The sequence below is a fragment of the Pirellulimonas nuda genome (genome assembly GCF_007750855.1).
Classification (GTDB): Bacteria; Planctomycetota; Planctomycetia; order Pirellulales; family Lacipirellulaceae; genus Pirellulimonas; species Pirellulimonas nuda.
In genome coordinates this window covers 3,787,449-3,804,364 of sequence record NZ_CP036291.1, presented here as the reverse complement: position 1 = coordinate 3,804,364, position 16,916 = coordinate 3,787,449, and the positions used below count along the sequence as shown (strand labels likewise).

Annotated in this window: 19 protein-coding genes and 3 pseudogenes; 21 read left to right on the top strand and 1 reads right to left on the bottom strand. The window is 66.7% G+C overall.

The features are described from left to right. Window positions 1-691: 691 nt before the first annotated feature. Window positions 692-871: pseudogene (locus Pla175_RS14845) on the top strand (DDE-type integrase/transposase/recombinase); the annotation flags it as partial. 30 nt (window positions 872-901) lie between these two features. On the opposite strand, the gene Pla175_RS14840 reads toward Pla175_RS14845, so the two are convergent. After that, the gene (locus Pla175_RS14840) at window positions 902-2,032 is read right to left on the bottom strand and encodes an ISAs1 family transposase (RefSeq protein ID WP_145286499.1); all 1,131 of its coding nucleotides are present in this window, start codon (window positions 2,030-2,032) and stop codon (window positions 902-904) included. Window positions 2,033-2,382: 350 nt separating this feature from the next. Between Pla175_RS14840 and Pla175_RS14835 the strand changes: the two genes are divergently transcribed. The 20 genes and pseudogenes from Pla175_RS14835 (at window position 2,383) to Pla175_RS14740 (ending at window position 15,915) form a co-directional block, all read left to right on the top strand. After that, window positions 2,383-3,336, top strand: coding sequence for an IS5 family transposase (locus tag Pla175_RS14835; protein WP_145286402.1), 954 nt, complete (start codon window positions 2,383-2,385; stop codon window positions 3,334-3,336). 168 nt (window positions 3,337-3,504) lie between these two features. After that, window positions 3,505-4,074 (top strand): hypothetical protein, encoded by a 570-nt coding sequence (locus Pla175_RS14830; RefSeq protein WP_145286496.1) that lies wholly within the window; start codon window positions 3,505-3,507, stop codon window positions 4,072-4,074. Next, the gene (locus Pla175_RS14825) at window positions 4,071-4,589 is read left to right on the top strand and encodes a DUF6933 domain-containing protein (protein WP_145286493.1); all 519 of its coding nucleotides are present in this window, start codon (window positions 4,071-4,073) and stop codon (window positions 4,587-4,589) included. The genes Pla175_RS14830 and Pla175_RS14825 overlap by 4 nt, the downstream gene beginning before the upstream one ends. Window positions 4,590-4,706: 117 nt before the next feature. Next, window positions 4,707-5,552 (top strand): annotated as a pseudogene (locus Pla175_RS26835) (DUF6444 domain-containing protein); the annotation flags it as partial. 40 nt (window positions 5,553-5,592) lie between these two features. After that, window positions 5,593-6,147, top strand: coding sequence for an IS66 family transposase (locus Pla175_RS26830; protein ID WP_145286487.1), 555 nt, complete (start codon window positions 5,593-5,595; stop codon window positions 6,145-6,147). Further along, window positions 6,144-7,382: pseudogene (locus tag Pla175_RS14810) on the top strand (ISL3 family transposase); the annotation flags it as partial. The gene Pla175_RS26830 and the pseudogene Pla175_RS14810, both read left to right, overlap by 4 nt. Before the next feature lie 414 nt (window positions 7,383-7,796). Further along, a complete protein-coding gene (locus Pla175_RS26090) occupies window positions 7,797-7,967 on the top strand; it encodes a hypothetical protein (protein ID WP_197526850.1) in 171 nt (56 codons plus the stop codon). A gap of 284 nt (window positions 7,968-8,251) precedes the next feature. Further along, a complete protein-coding gene (locus Pla175_RS14800) occupies window positions 8,252-8,767 on the top strand; it encodes a hypothetical protein (protein WP_145286478.1) in 516 nt (171 codons plus the stop codon). Continuing rightward, the gene (locus tag Pla175_RS14795; RefSeq protein WP_145286475.1) at window positions 8,764-9,132 is read left to right on the top strand and encodes a DUF1257 domain-containing protein; all 369 of its coding nucleotides are present in this window, start codon (window positions 8,764-8,766) and stop codon (window positions 9,130-9,132) included. Before Pla175_RS14800 ends, Pla175_RS14795 begins: the two co-directional genes overlap by 4 nt. Continuing rightward, on the top strand, window positions 9,129-9,338 hold the full coding sequence (locus Pla175_RS14790; RefSeq protein ID WP_145286472.1) for a DUF2997 domain-containing protein: 210 nt from the start codon (window positions 9,129-9,131) through the stop codon (window positions 9,336-9,338). Before Pla175_RS14795 ends, Pla175_RS14790 begins: the two co-directional genes overlap by 4 nt. A gap of 45 nt (window positions 9,339-9,383) precedes the next feature. Then, the gene (locus Pla175_RS14785) at window positions 9,384-10,889 is read left to right on the top strand and encodes an AAA family ATPase (RefSeq protein WP_145286469.1); all 1,506 of its coding nucleotides are present in this window, start codon (window positions 9,384-9,386) and stop codon (window positions 10,887-10,889) included. Window positions 10,890-10,915: 26 nt separating this feature from the next. Then, complete coding sequence (locus tag Pla175_RS14780; protein ID WP_145286466.1) at window positions 10,916-11,338, top strand: hypothetical protein; 423 nt, start codon at window positions 10,916-10,918, stop codon at window positions 11,336-11,338. 59 nt (window positions 11,339-11,397) lie between these two features. Then, window positions 11,398-12,354, top strand: a complete 957-nt coding sequence (locus Pla175_RS14775; protein ID WP_145286464.1) for a hypothetical protein — start codon at window positions 11,398-11,400, stop codon at window positions 12,352-12,354. Next, the gene (locus Pla175_RS14770; RefSeq protein WP_231953910.1) at window positions 12,354-12,596 is read left to right on the top strand and encodes a hypothetical protein; all 243 of its coding nucleotides are present in this window, start codon (window positions 12,354-12,356) and stop codon (window positions 12,594-12,596) included. Before Pla175_RS14775 ends, Pla175_RS14770 begins: the two co-directional genes overlap by 1 nt. Window positions 12,597-12,714: 118 nt before the next feature. Next, window positions 12,715-12,966 carry a hypothetical protein gene (locus Pla175_RS14765; RefSeq protein WP_145286461.1) on the top strand — a complete coding sequence of 84 codons (252 nt, stop codon included), beginning with the start codon at window positions 12,715-12,717 and terminating at the stop codon, window positions 12,964-12,966. A gap of 113 nt (window positions 12,967-13,079) precedes the next feature. Beyond that, the gene (locus Pla175_RS14760; RefSeq protein ID WP_145284818.1) at window positions 13,080-13,298 is read left to right on the top strand and encodes a molybdopterin converting factor; all 219 of its coding nucleotides are present in this window, start codon (window positions 13,080-13,082) and stop codon (window positions 13,296-13,298) included. Window positions 13,299-13,417: 119 nt separating this feature from the next. Continuing rightward, complete coding sequence (locus Pla175_RS14755; RefSeq protein WP_145286458.1) at window positions 13,418-14,440, top strand: hypothetical protein; 1,023 nt, start codon at window positions 13,418-13,420, stop codon at window positions 14,438-14,440. Next, the gene (locus Pla175_RS14750; protein WP_145286455.1) at window positions 14,334-14,978 is read left to right on the top strand and encodes an MPN domain-containing protein; all 645 of its coding nucleotides are present in this window, start codon (window positions 14,334-14,336) and stop codon (window positions 14,976-14,978) included. Before Pla175_RS14755 ends, Pla175_RS14750 begins: the two co-directional genes overlap by 107 nt. 18 nt (window positions 14,979-14,996) lie before the next feature. After that, window positions 14,997-15,692 (top strand): ThiF family adenylyltransferase, encoded by a 696-nt coding sequence (locus Pla175_RS14745; protein WP_145286451.1) that lies wholly within the window; start codon window positions 14,997-14,999, stop codon window positions 15,690-15,692. Beyond that, window positions 15,682-15,915: a hypothetical protein gene (locus Pla175_RS14740; RefSeq protein WP_145286448.1), complete on the top strand. Its 234-nt coding sequence runs from the start codon at window positions 15,682-15,684 to the stop codon at window positions 15,913-15,915. Before Pla175_RS14745 ends, Pla175_RS14740 begins: the two co-directional genes overlap by 11 nt. Window positions 15,916-16,916 lie beyond the last annotated feature (1,001 nt).

Below are 16,916 nucleotides of genomic sequence, written 5' to 3'. Positions count from 1 at the left end.
CAATAAAGAGAACGGGATCCCGACTCTCCTGCTGTGCAGATCGCGTGATGCTAGCGGCCACAAAATGCAGAACGACGCCGCACTCCTACGGCGCCCATTGCGGATGCAAAGCTAGCGATTGACCTCCGGTTTTGTTAGTGCTTCTAAAACTTACCAGCTTGAATTCCGCACCAACCAGAGCCAGCACTTCGCCCCCTACCGCAACGCCAGCGACGGGCGGTTTCATTACATCCGCGCCTACGCGCCTCACCGACCCGACGCCTTGAGGCAGAGCTACCAGTGGGGCGTCCCCGCATTCATGGCGTGGGACAAGGCGTACTACGCCGACGCCCTGAATGACCCACGGCACAAGGCGATCTTTGAGCCCAGCCCGACCGAGATGCTTTTTGACCTTGAGGCCGACCCGTGGGAGATGACAAACATCGCCGACGATCCGGCCTATTCGGAGAAGCTAAGCGAGCTGCGTGGCGTGGTAAGCCGCCACCTCCGCGACAGCAAAGACCTGGGGCTGTTCCCGTTCACCACTCGGGAGCACGGCGACGAACCGCTCTACGGCTGGGTCCGCCGCACCAACTTCCCGCTGGAAGCGCTGTACACTGCGGCCGAGATGGCTGGCCAGGGGGAGCAGGCCAACGAGGAGGAACTTGTTGGTTTGCTCGCGCATGAGCAGCCGGCGATCCGGTTCTGGGGGGCTATGGGCTTGGCGACCCTCGCTCAACGCGGCCCGGGCGCTGGGCTGATCCACCACACCGATCGGGGCGGCCAGTACGCGGGCGCCGAGTACCGGGCCGTGCTGCGACGCGCCGAGATGCGTCAGAGCATGAGCCGCGCCGGAGACTGCTACGACAACGCCTTCATGGAATCCTGCTTCGGGACCTTCACAGGGCGATTGCACGTTAACTCATGCCCCGCAGAGCACTTCGAGTCGGTACTGATCGCTCCATGCCGCGGTGAGGCGTTTGTTCTTTACGCCGAGCTTTCGGGAGGTGTTGTTCTTGAGCAGGCTCAGCGCCGTTCTGCGCAGCAGGCTGAGGTTGGCGTCGGCGTGTCCCTTGCGGACGCGGCATTGGTCTTCGCCGAACGTCACGTCGAGCTGCCAGTGGAGTGAGTTCTCGATCCCCCAGTGGCCGCGCACCGCCTCGGCGAACCTCTTGCCGCTCACGTAGCGGCTGGTGATGTAGTAGCGCGTGTCGAATGTCTGTGCGCCGTCGCCATGGGTGGTGATGCGGACCGCCATGCCGATCGCCTTGAGCCCACGCCACTTCTCACGCTCGGGAAACCCCTCCGGCAGCTTCGTCAGGTAGTAGTAACGGTCTTCCTCGCGGCCGTGCCCTTTCTCGTGCGACTCGTGCCGTCGGCACGCCACGTTCCGGCAGTCGTCTTCCAGTTGCGCGGTGAAGAACGCATCGATCGCTTCGCACAAGTTCGGCTGGTTCCCCTTGGTCGCCAGCACGTAGTCGCCGCCCTCTTCGACGATCCGCTCGGCGATCTCCCGTTGACACCCCATCGCGTCGATGGTCACCAAACACCCCTTGATTTCCAGCATCTCAAGCAGCCTTGGGATGGCTGTGATCTCGTTGCTCTTGGCGTCGGTGACGACCTGCCCCAGGGCGATATGATTGGCGGTCGCCCAGGCGCTCACCATGTGGATCGCCGCCTTGCTGCTCGCTGCGTCGAAGCTGCGCCGCAGCGTCTTACCATCGATCGCGATCACCTGGCCGTCGGTGACCTCATGCAGCGCGGTGACCCAGCTCAAGAAGCACTTCTCGAACTCGGCCGGGTTGAGGGCCGCGAAGACCGCGTTGAAGCGGTCGTGCGAAGGCACGCCCGCCGACAGGTCCAAGAACTTCGCCAGCCACCCTCTCTTCTCCCTCGACCACGCGGCGATCGACACGAAGTCGTCCGCCCCGCTTAGGACCGCGCACAACGCCATCACCACAACGTTCACCAACGGGTAGATCGGCTCACGCCGACGCGGATCGGTTAGCCCCTCGAAATGCCTCGCGATCCCTGCCTCGGAAACCTTGGCCACAACAATCCCTCCGACAAGAACGCAAACATGACGCAAGCGGCGCTCCCAACGAAACCATGTTCGACTCGCCGTAAGTCTCGCAGACTACCCAGCGTGGCGCAATCGCCCTGCTCGTGGCGAAAGTCAGCGACCTGGCGCATAGCTGGATCTTTGGCGTCGCTGCCGAGCAACTGGCCAGTGCGGCGACCGAGTTCTGAGCCGCCGCTGTAAACTGACACGGTGAGACGATCGCCCACTCTGGGCAAGGAGAGGTTTTGCGAAGGTTTTAGGCCTTGTCGAACAATCGCTAGAAACGCTGCGTAGATCGGTTCCGGACGGAGTTCCTTCTATTCAGACCGACGGAGCGAACGATGACGCAGCCTGCTAGCAAGCCGAGGAAGCTCGCCTACAAGGTAACGAACTGGCGGGACTACAACGAGTCGTTGGTAAGGCGGGGCGACATCACCTTCTGGTTTGATGACGCGGTGATCGACGCCTGGGAGCACGAGAACGACCGGAAGAAGGTCGGCCGGCCGTTCCTCTATAGCGATGTGGCGGTCGAAACGCTGCTGATGATCCGTGAGCTATTCCGCTTGCCGTACCGGCAGACGGAAGGCTTCGGCCGGGCTCTCGCGAAGCTGATGCAGGCCGAGGTGGCGATCCCCGACTACACCTCGCTGCAGAAGCGAGCGGCCAAGCTGGGGGTCTCGATCGACGTGCGTGAGACCAAGGGCCCGATCGACGTGGTGGTCGACAGCACGGGGCTCAAGGTCTACGGCGAGGGGGAGTGGAAAGTGAAGAAGCACGGGGTCGGCAAGCGTCGCACTTGGCGGAAGGTTCACCTGGCCGTCGATCCGGCCACCCACACCATCGTCGCCCAGGTCGTGACGGGCGCCGACACCCACGACGGCGATGCGGTCGAGCCGCTGTTGGAGCAAGTCGAAGCCGAAGTCCAGACGTTTTACGGCGACGGCGCCTACGACCAGTGGAAAGTGCGTAACTACCTCCAAGGGGAGTCGATCCACCAAGTGATCCCGCCGCGCAAGAACGCCAAGATCAAGCAGCACGGCAACGCGTCGGCCGAGCCGCTGGAGCGCGACGAGTGCCTTCGGCAGATCCGCCGCGACGGCAAGAAAGCGTGGAAAGAATCGATCGGCTACCACCGACGCAGCCTAGCCGAGACCGCCATGTTTCGATTCAAAACCAACTTCGGCGACCGCCTGAAGAACCGGACGCTCCCCAATCAGGCGACCGAGGTCGCACTCCGATGCAAACTGCTCAACGTATTCGTCACCTTTGGCATGCCGTTGTTCGCATGGGGTTAGTCAACAAGGCCAAGGTTTTACCTTCTTACGCCGTCGCAGGCCTCTCTTCATGGCAAACTCATCCGAGCAGCAGACCGTCTGCCTTGTTGCACCAAGCAGCTCGTCAGTAGACTACACCCATAAATACATTGCCTTGCGAACTAGCGACGAACTTGCGACCGCCTTGTCATGCGAACGACAGCCCCAGAAAAACTGCTCAAAATTGCTGACGACATCAGCGAGACCGGCTCCGCCAATCTCACCCGACTCACCGTGCTCAAGAAGTGGTTCCAGACGCCCGGGCGCCTACAACCATTTGCCATTTGGGTCGCCGACCGGGCGACTTCTCGCAAGGGGAAAACCAAAGGCGAGGCCGGCAAACTCTTTCGCGAAGCGCGTGCGCTTCTCACCGACCTCGACCGGGTGGAACCGACGATCAATCCCGAGGCGGCTGAGCTGCTGCACGCCAAGCTCGTCGCTTACCAAGACGACTACCGCACCGACCGGTGGGGTCGCATTCGTATCGTCGACAATTGGCAACTGCTGCTGATTGAAAAGGGGCTTACGATCGCCCTCAGCCGTCGCCCGCATCCCGCCGAAGGGTACAAGCTGGCGGCGGACTACTGCCAGCACTACGACCCCAAGTATGGCAATGCGCTCAACGGTCCCAGCAGCACGAAAATCCATGAAATCGTCCGCTGGATGTTCACCCACGAGGCGCTTGAGGAAGAGACCGGAGAGGAGTCCCTCGAACGATGACGCAAATTCGCTGCACCGCCAGGCTGCGGAAAGAGATGGGACTCAAGCCGGCCGACCTAGCTAAGACGGGGGCGGCCAAATCGATTCTTGGCGACTGGTACGCCCACCTGTTTTTCTTCGACCGCAAGAAGTGCGTCCTGTTCGCAGCCGAAAAGTCTTTGCTCTGCTTCACGCGGCTGGCCGTCACCCGCGCCGAACTCCGCCAGCTCGACGACCTCTTCCGAGACGGACTGTTCAGGCTACTGCTCGACGAGGGCTTCGCTAGCGAGCAGGCAACGGGGCTTTTCGACCAGTGCCGAGACGTCAGTTATGCAATGGGTGTAGACCGGAGCATGACCGGGTCGGTCACCGAGCTGATCCGTATGGCCGACCATTGGCTTTACAGCCGCGGCGGCCTCAAGGGAATTGACCTCGCCGAGTTGAATCACGACCTGAACACCGTGCCAATGAGTCGCACGAACTACGAGCGAGCCGTCCCCCTTTCCATGCGATTGCTCGCTGGAGCCAGTGATTGATTGATGACTCAAACTGGTTGCCCGAATCTAACAACCTGTGTTAGGTAGGTAACCGTTCACACCCCGTCGCATAACGGCTCTTCGCGCCGGTCGGCGAGTTAGCGCACGCTGTAGGGCATGCCACCCATTACGCCTGAGCAGATGTCCGCGTTGCCGCCGGATTTCCGGGCGTTGCTGCGGCATGTGATCGACCACTACGAAGCGCGGATCGCCGTGCTTGAGGCGAAGATCGCGCAGCTCGAAGAGCGGCTGAGCAAGACGCCGCGGAACTCGTCGCTGCCGCCATCGAGCGAGCACCCCCACGCCAAACCGCCGTCCGAGAAGCCCAAGAGCAAGAAGAAGCGGGGCGGGCAGCTGGGGCACAAGAAGCACACGCGGCCGCTGCGGCCGACCGATCAGTGCGACGACGTCCAGACGCACAAGCCGGCCGAGTGCCGCGGGTGCGGAGCGTCCCTGGCGGGGGAAGACCCCGATCCGCTGCGGCATCAGGTGTGGGAGCTGCCGCCGATCAGGCCGATTGTCACCGAGCACCGGCGCCATCGGCTGAGGTGTGGCCGCTGCGGGACCTCGACCTGCGCCCCGCTGCCGGCCGGCGTGCCGGTCGGTCAGGCGGGGCCGAACTTCGTGGCGTTGGCTGGGCTGCTGATGGGCTGCTACCGGCAGAGCAAGCGGCGCACGGCGTTGTTCCTTGAACAGGTCTTGGGGCAGCCCTGCTCGGCGGGCTGGGTGGTGAAATTGCAGAACCAGGCCAGCGCGTCGCTGGCGGCGCCGTGGGAAGAGCTCCGGGGACGGCTCGCGGCCCAGCCGGTGGTGAACATGGACGAGTCGCCGTCCAAGCAGGCCGACATCAAGAGCTGGCTGTGGACGTGCGTCGCCCGAGAGTTCACCTGCTACACGATCCGCCCCAACCGCAAGGCCGATGCGATCACCGAACTGTTGGGGGAGAACTATCGAGGGGTAGTGGGCTGCGACCGGGCGAAGCCGAAGGTCCGCCGAAGGCGGGATGTACCTCATGCTCCAGCGCGTGCAGTGGTGTTGGGCGCACCTTCAGCGGGACTTTCAGGCGCTGATCGACTCGCCCGACCCCCAGGCCCAACGGTTGGGGCGCGACCTGATGCGGCCGACCGAGGCGCTGTTCTGTTGGTGGCGCCGAGTGCGGGACGGCACGCTCACCCGCCGCGGCCTGCGGCAGAAGATGGCGCCGTTCCGCCGTGAGGTCGAGGCCCTGCTGCTGCGGGGCGCCTTCAGCGGCAACCCACGCCTGATGGGGATGTGCGAGGGGCTCCACAAGAACCGCGCGTGGCTGTGGAGCTTCGTCGATGTCGAGGGGGTCGAGCCGACCAACAACTCGAGCGAGCGGGCCCTGCGGCACGCGGTGATCTGGCGCAAGCTCTCGTTCGGGACCCAGAGCGCCGCCGGCAGCCGCTTCGTCGAGCGGATGCTCACCGTCATCGAGACCTGCCGACAACAAACCCGCAACCCGTTAACCTACCTCACCCAAGCGATCACCGCACAACTCCACCGCAGGGACCCGCCGTCGCTCCTGCACGGGGTGTGAACGGTTGCGTCCGGAACTTGAAGGACCTGCCTTGGCACGGGCTGCAGGTTCGGCTTGTGTGGCGCAGCCGGAAGCTGTTCTGCCGGAACGCTGGGCGCCAGCAGCGGGTTTTCACCGAGCGTCTCCCGAAAGTCGCTCAGCCGCATGCTCGTCAGACGACGCGATCGGAGGAGGCGCTGCGGGCGATCGCCATGGCCTGCGGTGGTCTGCCAGGCGCCCGACTGGCCAACCGCCTCGGCATGGCGACCAGCGGCGATAGCCTGCTCCGACTCTTGCGTCGGGCGGGACACGAGAAGCCAGCTTGTCCGCAGGTGTTGGGCGTAGACGATTTCGCCTTCAGGAAGAGGGCGACCTATGGAACTATTCTTTGCGACTTGGTTCGTCGCCGACCGATTGATCTGCTTCCGGAGCGGAGTAAAGAGTCGCTGAGTGCCTGGCTATCGAAGCATTCAGGGGTGAAGATTATCAATCGGGACAGGGGGGAGTACTACCGGCAAGGGGCTAGCGAAGGGGCCCCCCATGCGCTGCAGGTCGCCGATCGTTGGCATCTGCTCTGCAACCTACGCGAAGCCTTGGTGCGTTGGCTGGGGAGATGCTCTCGCGAGTGGCGAGCTGTCGCCTTCAGCGAGTCGGCGCCCGATCAAGGCGACTCATCGACCGCGACGAACCCACAAGCGATCAAGGAGCAGCTCAGCAAGGCGCGCCGGCAACAGCGTCTACATCGCTACGAAGAATCGCGACGGCTCCACCGTGAGGGGCTCGACAACCGGCAGATAGGCCGTCTGCTTGGCATCCACGCGGTGACTGTTCGCGGATATGTGGAGGCGGACTCCTTCCCGGAGCGTGTCGTACCGGCGCGAACGCGGCTTACCGACGCATTTCTCGAACACATGAAGCAGCGATGGGAACAAGGCTGTTACAACGGGCGGATGCTGTACAACGAGATCCGCTCGCTGGGTTACCCAGGATCGTACGATGCCGTCTGCGATAGGATAGCGCCATGGCGGAACGCGAACCGAGACCGCCAAGCGGCGGTCGCCGCCAGTTGCGGCGGCGCCACCAAGGGGCTGTCCGCCGACCAGCTGGCGTGGCTTCTTGTCCAGCCGCCGAAGGACCGAACGCCAGAAGGCGGATCAGTCGTGCTCCGAATTTCGCAACTCGGCGAAAGCTGGTCAGAAGCGATCGACTTGGCCCGGTTGTTTCTGGAAGCGATGCGCACTCAGGATGGCGAGGCGTTCGACGACTGGCTGAACCGGGCCCCGCGCGCGACAGCGCCTCGTGAGATCCAACGGTTCGCCATGGACTATCCCGGGACTTGGCCGCGGCGCCAATGGCCTTCACTTCTCCGTGGAGCAACGGTCAAACGGAAGGCCATGTCAACCGACTCAAGATGATCAAACGCCAGATGTACGGCCGCGCGGGCTTCGACCTGCTGCGGATCCGCTTTCTTAATGCGGCGTAGGAGAGCTTCGCCGAGCGTGGGTGGGCATTCTCCGCCGGCCACCGTGGACTCGCAGACTCTTCCGACGACCAACAAACACCTCGCAACGAGCCCAAGCGTTCACCAAGAGTGAGCAAGAACCTTTTTCGAATACCACTCACAGCCCGGTGGTGCGCGTCCGCTACGCCCCCCAACCGGCGGGGTCTACTTGCCGAAGGACCGTCCGGCGAGCGGCGGCCGGCTTGCTTCGTCCGGCCGCGGCGTGCTCTCGCTGGCCAACGACGTGGTCACCACCGCAGCGACGAACGTGGCGTTCGAGCCGCCGGCCGACGCCACGGGGCGTTGCCGTGCGGCGGCCGAACAACGCCTAGCCCACTAAAGAATCGCCGGATTTGCGCAATAAGTACTTGAGCGGGGTTTAGCCATCGGAGTCGATCTCGCCGCTCTCCTCTCTCTGCGTGACCCACTCTCCCGTCTCCCCGAACGGCTGCCTGCCGTCTTCTTAGCCCCTCCCGCGATCCAAGGAGGCCTGTTTGTCCAACGCGATTGTCTGGGCGCTCTCGCTAGCAGTTGTGCTGCTAGCGTTACGCCTCGTGCGAGAGACCCGCCTGCGGCGGGCCCTCGAGCGACTGCTGAACCTGATCTTGAACCCGAGGAGGCCCCGTGAACCGAACCCCAAGGATGCTGCTTCTGAGTTTAATGCTGCTGCTGGCGAGCGTCGGCTGCGAAGACGACCGCGTCACCCAGGTCGCCCGCGAGGCGGCCGACCGTCAAGCGGCGCAGAACGAGGCGATGGCGAGCGTGACGCGTGAGTCGGCCGAGGCGACCCGGCAGATCGTCGCGGTCCACAGCGACCTGCAGGCCGAACGCCGAGAGCTCTCCGGCGGCTGGAACGACCTGGAGTCGGAGCGGCGGCAGATCGCCCAGCAGCGTCGCACCGAGTCGGCCCTCGCCCTCGCGGTGCGTGGCGCAGGGGTCGTCCTGATCGTCTTGCTGACGCTCGGCGTCGTCGCGATCTTGCTGCTCGGCCAACGCCAAGACGACGGCAACCAGGAGCTCGTAGCACTCGTCGTGCGGGAGTCGCTTCGAAGCGGTTCTCCATTTCCAGAGCTCTTGCGCGGTGATTCCACCCAACGTCTCTCTCCCCGTCTCCACCACCATCCCGAGGAGAACGCATGAGTCACATCGTCACGATTCAGACCGAGGTCCGCTGCCGGGAGTCGGTCACGGCCGCCTGCCGGCGGCTCCAGCTCCCGCCCCCCACCGAAGGGACGCACCGGCTGTTCACCAGCGAGGCGACCGGCCTGGCGGTCACGCTCCCCGCGTGGCGTTACCCCGTGGTGTGCGAGCTCCCCACCGGCACGCTCCGCTACGACCACTACGGCGGCCGCTGGGGCGACCCGCGGCAGCTCGACCGGTTCCTGCAGGGCTACGCCGTCGAGCGGGCCACGCTCGTCGCCCGGCGGAGCGGGCACGCGGTGCACGAAGAGCCCATCGCCGATGGCTCGATCCGCTTGGTGGTCCAGATGGAGGGCGCCGCATGAAGACGATCGAAATCATCGTCTCGCCCCAGGGCGAGGCCCGCATCGAGACCCGCGGCTACGCCGGCGCCGCCTGCCAGGAAGCCAGCCGGCTGCTGGAGGCGGCCCTGGGCGTCCGGCAGTCGGAGCAGCTCACCCCTGCCTTCTTCCAGCAACCCGTGAGTGTCCCGACCCACCTTTCTGCTGGAGGCTACACGAACCCGTCCTAACCACTTCAGCCGCTCGCCATTTCTTGTTCTAGCCAAGGAGCCAGTATGTCGCTCTCCGAAACCCTCCAGGAGCACGTGCGGGCGTGCTTCTCGGGGCTGTGGATCACCAGCCACGAACACCCCGACGCCCTCGAAGAGATCGCTACGCTGTGCCGCGCCGAGAACTGGCGGGCGTGGGGCTGGGACGTCGAGCTGGGCGCGTGGGGCACGGTCTCCGCCGTCCCGGCGACCGCCTCGGACCCGGTCTCTGCAGTGCGGCTGCTGGACCACGCCCCCCGAGACGCGGGCGCCACGCTGCTGGTGCTGCCCAACTTCCACCGCTACCTCAGCTCGGTAGAAGTCGTGCAGGCCGTCACCCGCCAGGTCGAAGAAGGGCGCCGGCGATCGACGTTCGTGGTCGTGATCGCCCCGGTGGTGCAGCTGCCGCCCGAGCTGGAACGGTTGTTCGTCGTGATCGAGCACGCCCTGCCCGACAGGAAGCAGCTGGCAGAGATCGCCCGCGGCGTCGCCACCGAGCGCGGAGAGCTGCCCAAGGGGCCCGGCTTCGAGCAGCTTATAGATGCGGCCAGCGGCCTGTCGCGGTACGAGGCCGAGGGGGCGTTCGCGCTGAGCCTCGTGCGCCAGCGGCGGCTCACCCCCGAGACGCTGTGGTCGCTCAAGGCCCAGACGCTCGCCCAGGGGGGCCTGGTGACGCTCCACCGGGGCGGCGGCTCCTTCGACCAGCTCGGCGGGCTCGAGTCGCTGAAGGGGTTTTGTCGCCGGGCGCTGCGTCCCCGGCCCAGCGACAGCAAGTCAGGCGCCAGCATCCGCCCTCAAGGGGTGTTGCTGTTGGGCATCCCCGGCACCGGCAAGAGCGCCATCGCCAAGGCGATCGGCGCCGAGACGGGGCGTCCGACTTTGGTGCTGGACGTGGGGCGGCTGATGGGCTCACTGGTCGGCCAGACCGAGGAGCGGACGCGCGGGGCACTGGCGTCGATCGACGCGATGGCGCCCTGCGTGCTGTTCGTCGATGAGCTCGACAAGGCCCTGTCCGGCGTCGGCGGCCAAAACGGGGGCTCGACCGGCGACTCCGGGGTGCAGTCGCGGCTGTTCGGCTCGCTGTTGAGCTGGCTGGCGGACCACGAGTCGGACGTGTTCGTCGTAGCGACCGCCAACGACGTCTCGCGGCTGCCGCCCGAGCTGACGCGGGCCGAGCGGTTCGACGCGGTGTTCTTCCTCGACCTCCCCGGGAGGCAGCAGAAAGACGCGATCTGGAAGATCCACCGCACGTCGCTAGGCATCGCCCCCGGCCAGCGCCGTCCCGCGGATGACGACTGGACCGGCGCCGAGGTCCGCTCGTGCTGCCGGCTGGCGCGGCTGCTCGACCTGCCGCTGGTCGAGGCGGCCAGGCACGTGGTGCCCATCGCCTCGACGGCGGCCGAGTCGGTCGCCCGGCTGCGGGGCTGGGCCAGCGGCCGCTGCCTCTCGGCCGACTCGCCGGGCGTTTATCGCCAACCGGCGCCCACCGCCAAGCGTCGCCGCGCGCTGCGTAGCGACCCGTCTAACAACTAACGGGCGAATATCCCTAAGGAGGCAGATTGGACATCACCGTCGTCCTCAGCGTCATTGGCGGCGTCGTGCAAGAGGCGTACGCCAACTCCCCGGGCGTCCGCGCCCTGATCGTTGATTGGGACGCTCAGGCCGCCGAAACGCAGCAGCCGTCCGTGCAGTCGATGGAGGCCGCTGGCATCCACGCGTTGTGGGGGAGCGACCTGGAGCACACCATCGAACAGAGCGGCCACGGCGAGCTGCTGACCCCCGCCGCAAAACGCGGCGTCCGCGACCCGGGCGAACTCGATCGCGCGGAGCTCGAGCATCTGGCGCGCTGGGTGCAGGAGCGGCTCTACCTCGACCGCGACGCACGGGACGAGCCGTTCTGGAACCCCGACAAGCGGTGGTCGGGGGCCGACCTGGGCGCCGAACTCGCGGTGCTGCTTGAGCTGAAGGGGCTCACCCCGTGAAGGAGCTTTTAGCTCTTAGCGATCAGCTTCCACCGTTCACCAACCACGAAGGAGTCTCCATGTCTGTACTACTCGAAGCCCCGCCTCCCAACCACCGCGAGGCGCCCCCTCCTTCACCCCCAGAGCGGCTGCGGCTGGAGACCGCGGCCGTACGATTGTCGTTCACCTGGTTCGGCGCCAAGAAGACCCTCTCGGCGGGCCAAAAAGCCCAGGCGGCCGAGGCGTTTGGCGCCGCCGGCGATTCTCTGTCAGCCGGCAAGAAGCTGCTCGACACCCGGCACCCCAAGTACCGCGGCGTTTCCGCGGTGCGCAGCCAAGCCGTCGCCTACTGGAAAGGGGTCTCGCTGCCGTTCCCCGAGCCGGGGGTCCGCCTCGTGCGTCGCGGCGACGTCGAGACGCTGCAGCATCGGTTCGAGGGCTACCGCGAAGAGCTGAATGAAGCCGTGCAGGAACTGGACGAGGTCTATGGCGAGCTGCGGGACTCGGCCCGCCGCCGACTGGGAGAGCTGTTCGAGTCGGGCGACTACCCGGAACGGCTCGGCGGGCTCTTTGCGGTTGAGTGGGATTTTCCGTCGGTCGAGCCCCCGGAGTACCTGCGTCGTTTGTCACCCGAGCTGTACCAGCGGGAGTGCGAGCGCACGCGGGCACGCTTCGAAGAAGCGGTCGCCCTCGCCGAGCAGGCGTTTGGCGAAGAGCTGCAGCGGCTGGTGAGCCACCTGGCCGAGCGGCTGGAGGGCCAGGCCGACGGCAAGCCGAAGGTGTTCCGCGACTCGGCGGTCGAGAACCTGCAGGCGTTCTTCGAGCGGTTCCGCTGCCTGCGGCTCAGCACTTCTGGCGAGCTGGATGAGCTGGTCGAAGAGGCCGAGGCAGTGCTGGCCGGCGTGCGGCCCGAGGGGCTGCGGAACCACACGTCGCTCCGTGGGCAGGCGGCCGAAGGGTTGGGGCGGGTCGCCCAGTCCCTGGAGTCGCTGCTGGTCGACCGCCCCCGCCGCCGCGTGATGCGGCGTGGCGCCTAGTGGAAGCGTTGCACCTGGTGGTCGGACCTCAGGGGACGATCACCACGCTGTACGACGAGACGCTCGACTTGGCCACTCTGGGCCGCGTCTCCATCAACCGGGCCAGCAACGTCGAGCCCGACCCGCTCGGTCATTGGCTGGCAGATCTTTCTCCTGTGGACGGCCCGCTCTTGGGCCCGTTCGCCCATCGCAGTGAGGCCCTCCAGGCCGAACGCGATTGGCTGCTGCGAAGCCGCCTCTAGGTAGCGCCCAGCTGCACTGCACGACACGCCCGGCGCCAACGGCGCCGCTGCGCACCGTGCGGATCTCCCTCCGCACTACCGACCCCCCCAACCCCCACTCCCAAACAAAAGGTCCGTCATGTCCCACCGCCAGCTGCTGTCCGCCGTCTCCCACGCCACGGGCGAGTCCCGCCGCACGATCGACCGGCTCGGCTTCTCGCTGGCCGCCCCGCTGGACGTCTGCCACGACCCCGAGCCGCAGGTCGTCCTCGACGAGGCGTACGACTTCGAAGAAGTGAACCCGCTCGCCGCCGACATCGCCCACGAGAGCTACCTCGACTGGGACGACGCCTGGCAAGCCCGCTACAGCGAAGTGATGAGTGATGAGTGATGAGTGATGAGTCGACGCCATTCCCAGTCCCCAACCCCTAGCCCCCCGTCCCCAGCCCCGTCGCGCAGCGACACACCCCGTCCGCGGCAATCCCCCAACCCCCGAGTCCAATAGTGAAAATCCTCGTCATCAACAACGACGGCGCCGGCTTCGCCGACTACGTGCACATCGAGCCGGGCACGTCGGTCCGCAAGCTGTTCGAGCGGCAGGTTCGCGACCCGCGGCCCGAGAACTACCTGATCCGCGTCAACCGCTTGCCGGCGCCGGCCGACCAGGTCCTCCAAGAAGGAGACCGCATCAGCTTCACGCCGGTGAAGATCGAAGGGGCCTAAGGAAGGCGTTAGGTCTTAGGTATTAGTCCTTAGCGGTCAGCGGCGGGCACGGATGCCTGCTTGCTGGCCACTGCCTACCCAGCCCCTAGCCCCCAGCCCCGCCGCGAAGCGGCCATCCCATGAACCCACGCCAGAAGATGTTGTGGCGGGCCGCCTCGGCGATCGCCGAGGAGTACGCCCGCCGCCAAGACGTCCTGCCGCTGCCCGCGGAGCCGCTGCCGATCGACGCCGTCGCGCGGCTCACGCGCATGATGCGGCACGCCTGCCGCCATCACTACGGCGCGGCTTCGAGGCGGCTCCGCCCGCGGCTCGAGCGGGCGCTGCGCGACCTGGCCGTCACGGCCACCTCACAGGCCGATCGCCTGTGCCGAGAGCGGCGGGTGTGCCAGGCGCCAACGCTCGGGGGCCTCTACCGCGACCTGCTCGCCATCGACGAAGAGTTCCCGCAGCTCGAGATCAACCTCCCGCAGCGGCGGCTGCTGGTCGCGACCGGACCGATCACGCTCGAGGGGGTCGCTCTCGGCCCGTTCTTGCTGTCGCTCGATTGGGGCACGCTCGGCGGCGACCAGCCCCAGCTGCTGGTCATCGCGATGGAGCCGCACGCCCCGGGGTCCAACCAGAGCGTCACCCACCCGCACGTCGTTGAGGACCGGCTGTGCGAAGGGGAGGGGGGCCCCGTGCTGCAGGCGGCCGCCCTCGAGGGGCGGCTGTACGACTACGTGCTGATCGTCCGCCAGATCCTGCAGACCTACAACGCGTCGAGCGCGTACGTCGACCTCGACCGCTGGCACGGGACCCCCTGCAGCGACTGCGGCGTGCTGGTCGACGACGAGGACCGGTCGCTGTGCGGACGCTGCGACGCCGAGGTGTGCGACGGCTGCTCGGGCGCCTGCGAGGGCTGCGGCGAGGGCCTCTGCCACGGCTGCCGCGGGGAGTGCTCGGGCTGCGGCGAGCACCACTGCCGGGCGTGTCTGGAATCCTGTAGCGACTGCGAGAGGACCTGCTGCTACCAATGCCTAACCGACGGAGTTTGTGATGCGTGTACTGCAGAGAAAGAGTCAGACCAAGAGAGCAAGGACACGGCCCCGACGGTCGCTGCGGCTGACGCCCCACGCGTGGGCCAAGCTCAGGTTCCTGCGTGACGCGGGCCCGACCGAGATCGGCTGCTTCGGCGTCTCGGACCCCGAGGACCTGCTCTTGGTGCGGGACGTAACGCCGGTCCGGCAGGCGTGCAGCGCGGTGAGCGTAGCGTTCGACGACGCCGCGGTGGCCGACTACTTCGACCAGCAGGCCGACGCCGGGCTTAGCCCCCAACAGTTCGGCCGGATCTGGTTCCACACCCACCCCGGCGCCTCGCCCCACCCGAGCGGGACCGACGAGGCGACGTTCGCCCGGGTGTTCGGGCCGGCCGATTGGGCCGTGATGGCGATCCTGGCCCGCGGCGGGGGCTGGTACGCCCGGCTGGGGGTCAGCGCCGGCCCGGGCGCCAGCCAGCGGCTCCCCGTGCGGGTCGCGTGGGACGAGCCGTTCGGCGGCAGCGACCACGCGGCGTGGCTCGCCCAGTACGCCGCCTGCGTCGAGCCCGAGCCCGACTGGGATGATCTGGAGGGGCTGGGTGAGCGGCTCTTCGGGATCGACCCGGAGGCCGCGGAGGCGCTCTGGAGCTGCCCCCCAGACTAACCAAGCCCAAGGAGCCCGATGTTTACAGAAGCCGAGGAAGACCGCTTCGTGCGGCAGACGCAGCTGGTGCCGCAAGCAAGGCTGGCGGCACTGGATGTTACCGTGGTCGGCGTCGGCGCCGTCGGCAGACAGGTCGCCCTGCAGCTGGCGTCGCTCGGCGTGCGCCGGCTGCGGCTGGTGGATTTTGACAAGGTCGACGCGAGCAACGTCACGACGCAGGGGTACGCCCGCGGCGATGTCGGCCGCCGGAAGGTGGATGCGTGCCGCGACGCGGTGCTGGCGATCGATCCAGAGGTCAACGTCGACGCCGTGCAGGACCGCTGGCGCCCGGCGACCCGGCTGGGGGACGCGGCCTTCTGCTGCGTCGACTCCATCGACGCCCGCGCGGCCATCTGGCGGGGGGGCGGCGGACTGGTCGGCTTCTGGGCCGACGGGCGGATGCGGGGCGAGACCCTGCGGGTGCTTACTGCGTGTGACGGCGCCAGCCGCGCGCACTACACGGCCACGCTCTTCCCGCAGCACGAGGCCCAGGCGGGCGCCTGCACGGCGCGGTCGACGATCTACGCCGCCGGCATGACCGCGGGGCTGATGCTCTCCCAATTCGTCCGTTGGCTGCGCCAGCAGCCGCTGGACGCCGACCTGTCGCTCAACCTGCTGGCGAGCGAGCTTATTGTTGCAACCCCTCGAGCCAAGGAGGCAACCCTTGTTGGGTAATGAAAACCAAGGGGCCCCGCGCCCCGAGTTCTGGACGCGGCCGCCCCCGCGGGGGGTCGTGTTCTGGGCGTGCGTTGTTCTGGCCGTGCTGTTCACCACCGCGTTCTGGCCGACCGTCGTCGTGCTCGCGGTAGGGGGAGTCTTTGCCTGTTGCAGGCTCGCGCAGCAGAAGCGGGCCTTGTCGAGGCCGGCGCCGAGGCGACGGGTGCAGCGGCGGCGGTAGCGGTCGGCAGGCAGAGGGCAGGGCGCCACGATCAGGGCTCGGTGATCCGGTCGGTTCCAATCCCGGCGGGCCGTCGCGGGCGCTGCTGCGTCCGCGCGGCCGGCGGGGGAGGGGGGAGCACGCTTGAGGGGAGGCTTTTTTTTTAGCCATCAGAGGAGGGTAAGTTTGTTGTTAACAACATAGTTGAGCCTGGACGATTTCGCCGCGCCTCGCCGACTCTAGCGATGCCTCGCCGCCTGCCCCGGCTCGGCGGCCGCCGGTGGGCAGCGGGCCCGCTAGGCGAGAGAACCGCTCAAACCACCAGCCGAACCCGCAGCGCCGCAAGGGACTCGTGGGTCCCAATCGCCGTACACCACCGCTGGGCGTAGGACCAGTCCAGCAAGTCGTACTGGGCCGCCATCAGATTGCGGGCGCCGACGTGCGAGCCGCTCGCGATCGAGAGGGTCTTCCCTCCACTCGAACAGCTCGACCTTGAGGTCCGACGTGTTGGTGGTGGGCAACTCGCGCCTCGAAGCGGTGACCAATTCAAGACCGATCGGGGCCCCAGATGCAGCGATGGGCGTCGCGGGCCGATCGCGCGTCAGGCGGCGACAATCGCGCCGTCCAGAACCAGATCGATATCTTGCGTGCGCCGTGGGACGCAGCACAGATTTCTTAGCGTCGCCTTCCTTCCTTGCTAGAATCCTGGGCCTGTCCCAGGAAGGAGGAGGCGATGAGCGAGAAGGCGGAGCGGCGTAGTTGGAGGGCGACCGTGTGCGCTGCGGTTCTAAGGTGCCGGCGCGGGTTGCTCCAGGAGCGAAGTCAACGGATCAATCAACCATCGGCTCGGCCATCTCGCAGCGGTGTCCCCACACTGCCAAGACCTCCGCAGATCGCTCTAGGCGCCGAGCCGCCGAAGCCGGTCAATTGTCAGCCGCTTGGCCGGAGCCAGACCTGAACGAAGTGATGTCCACCGCTGCGACTTAGCCGGACCTCTGGGCCGCCGCGGTTGATGCGTCCGC

Coding starts and splice junctions, on each gene's coding strand:
- Pla175_RS14835 (WP_145286402.1), top strand. CDS start 2,383: ATGACGCAGCCTGCTAGCAAGCCGAGGAAGCTCGCCTACAAGGTAACG.
- Pla175_RS14830 (WP_145286496.1), top strand. CDS start 3,505: ATGCGAACGACAGCCCCAGAAAAACTGCTCAAAATTGCTGACGACATC.
- Pla175_RS14825 (WP_145286493.1), top strand. CDS start 4,071: ATGACGCAAATTCGCTGCACCGCCAGGCTGCGGAAAGAGATGGGACTC.
- Pla175_RS26830 (WP_145286487.1), top strand. CDS start 5,593: ATGTACCTCATGCTCCAGCGCGTGCAGTGGTGTTGGGCGCACCTTCAG.
- Pla175_RS14795 (WP_145286475.1), top strand. CDS start 8,764: ATGAGTCACATCGTCACGATTCAGACCGAGGTCCGCTGCCGGGAGTCG.
- Pla175_RS14790 (WP_145286472.1), top strand. CDS start 9,129: ATGAAGACGATCGAAATCATCGTCTCGCCCCAGGGCGAGGCCCGCATC.
- Pla175_RS14785 (WP_145286469.1), top strand. CDS start 9,384: ATGTCGCTCTCCGAAACCCTCCAGGAGCACGTGCGGGCGTGCTTCTCG.
- Pla175_RS14775 (WP_145286464.1), top strand. CDS start 11,398: ATGTCTGTACTACTCGAAGCCCCGCCTCCCAACCACCGCGAGGCGCCC.
- Pla175_RS14765 (WP_145286461.1), top strand. CDS start 12,715: ATGTCCCACCGCCAGCTGCTGTCCGCCGTCTCCCACGCCACGGGCGAG.
- Pla175_RS14755 (WP_145286458.1), top strand. CDS start 13,418: ATGAACCCACGCCAGAAGATGTTGTGGCGGGCCGCCTCGGCGATCGCC.
- Pla175_RS14750 (WP_145286455.1), top strand. CDS start 14,334: ATGCGTGTACTGCAGAGAAAGAGTCAGACCAAGAGAGCAAGGACACGG.
- Pla175_RS14745 (WP_145286451.1), top strand. CDS start 14,997: ATGTTTACAGAAGCCGAGGAAGACCGCTTCGTGCGGCAGACGCAGCTG.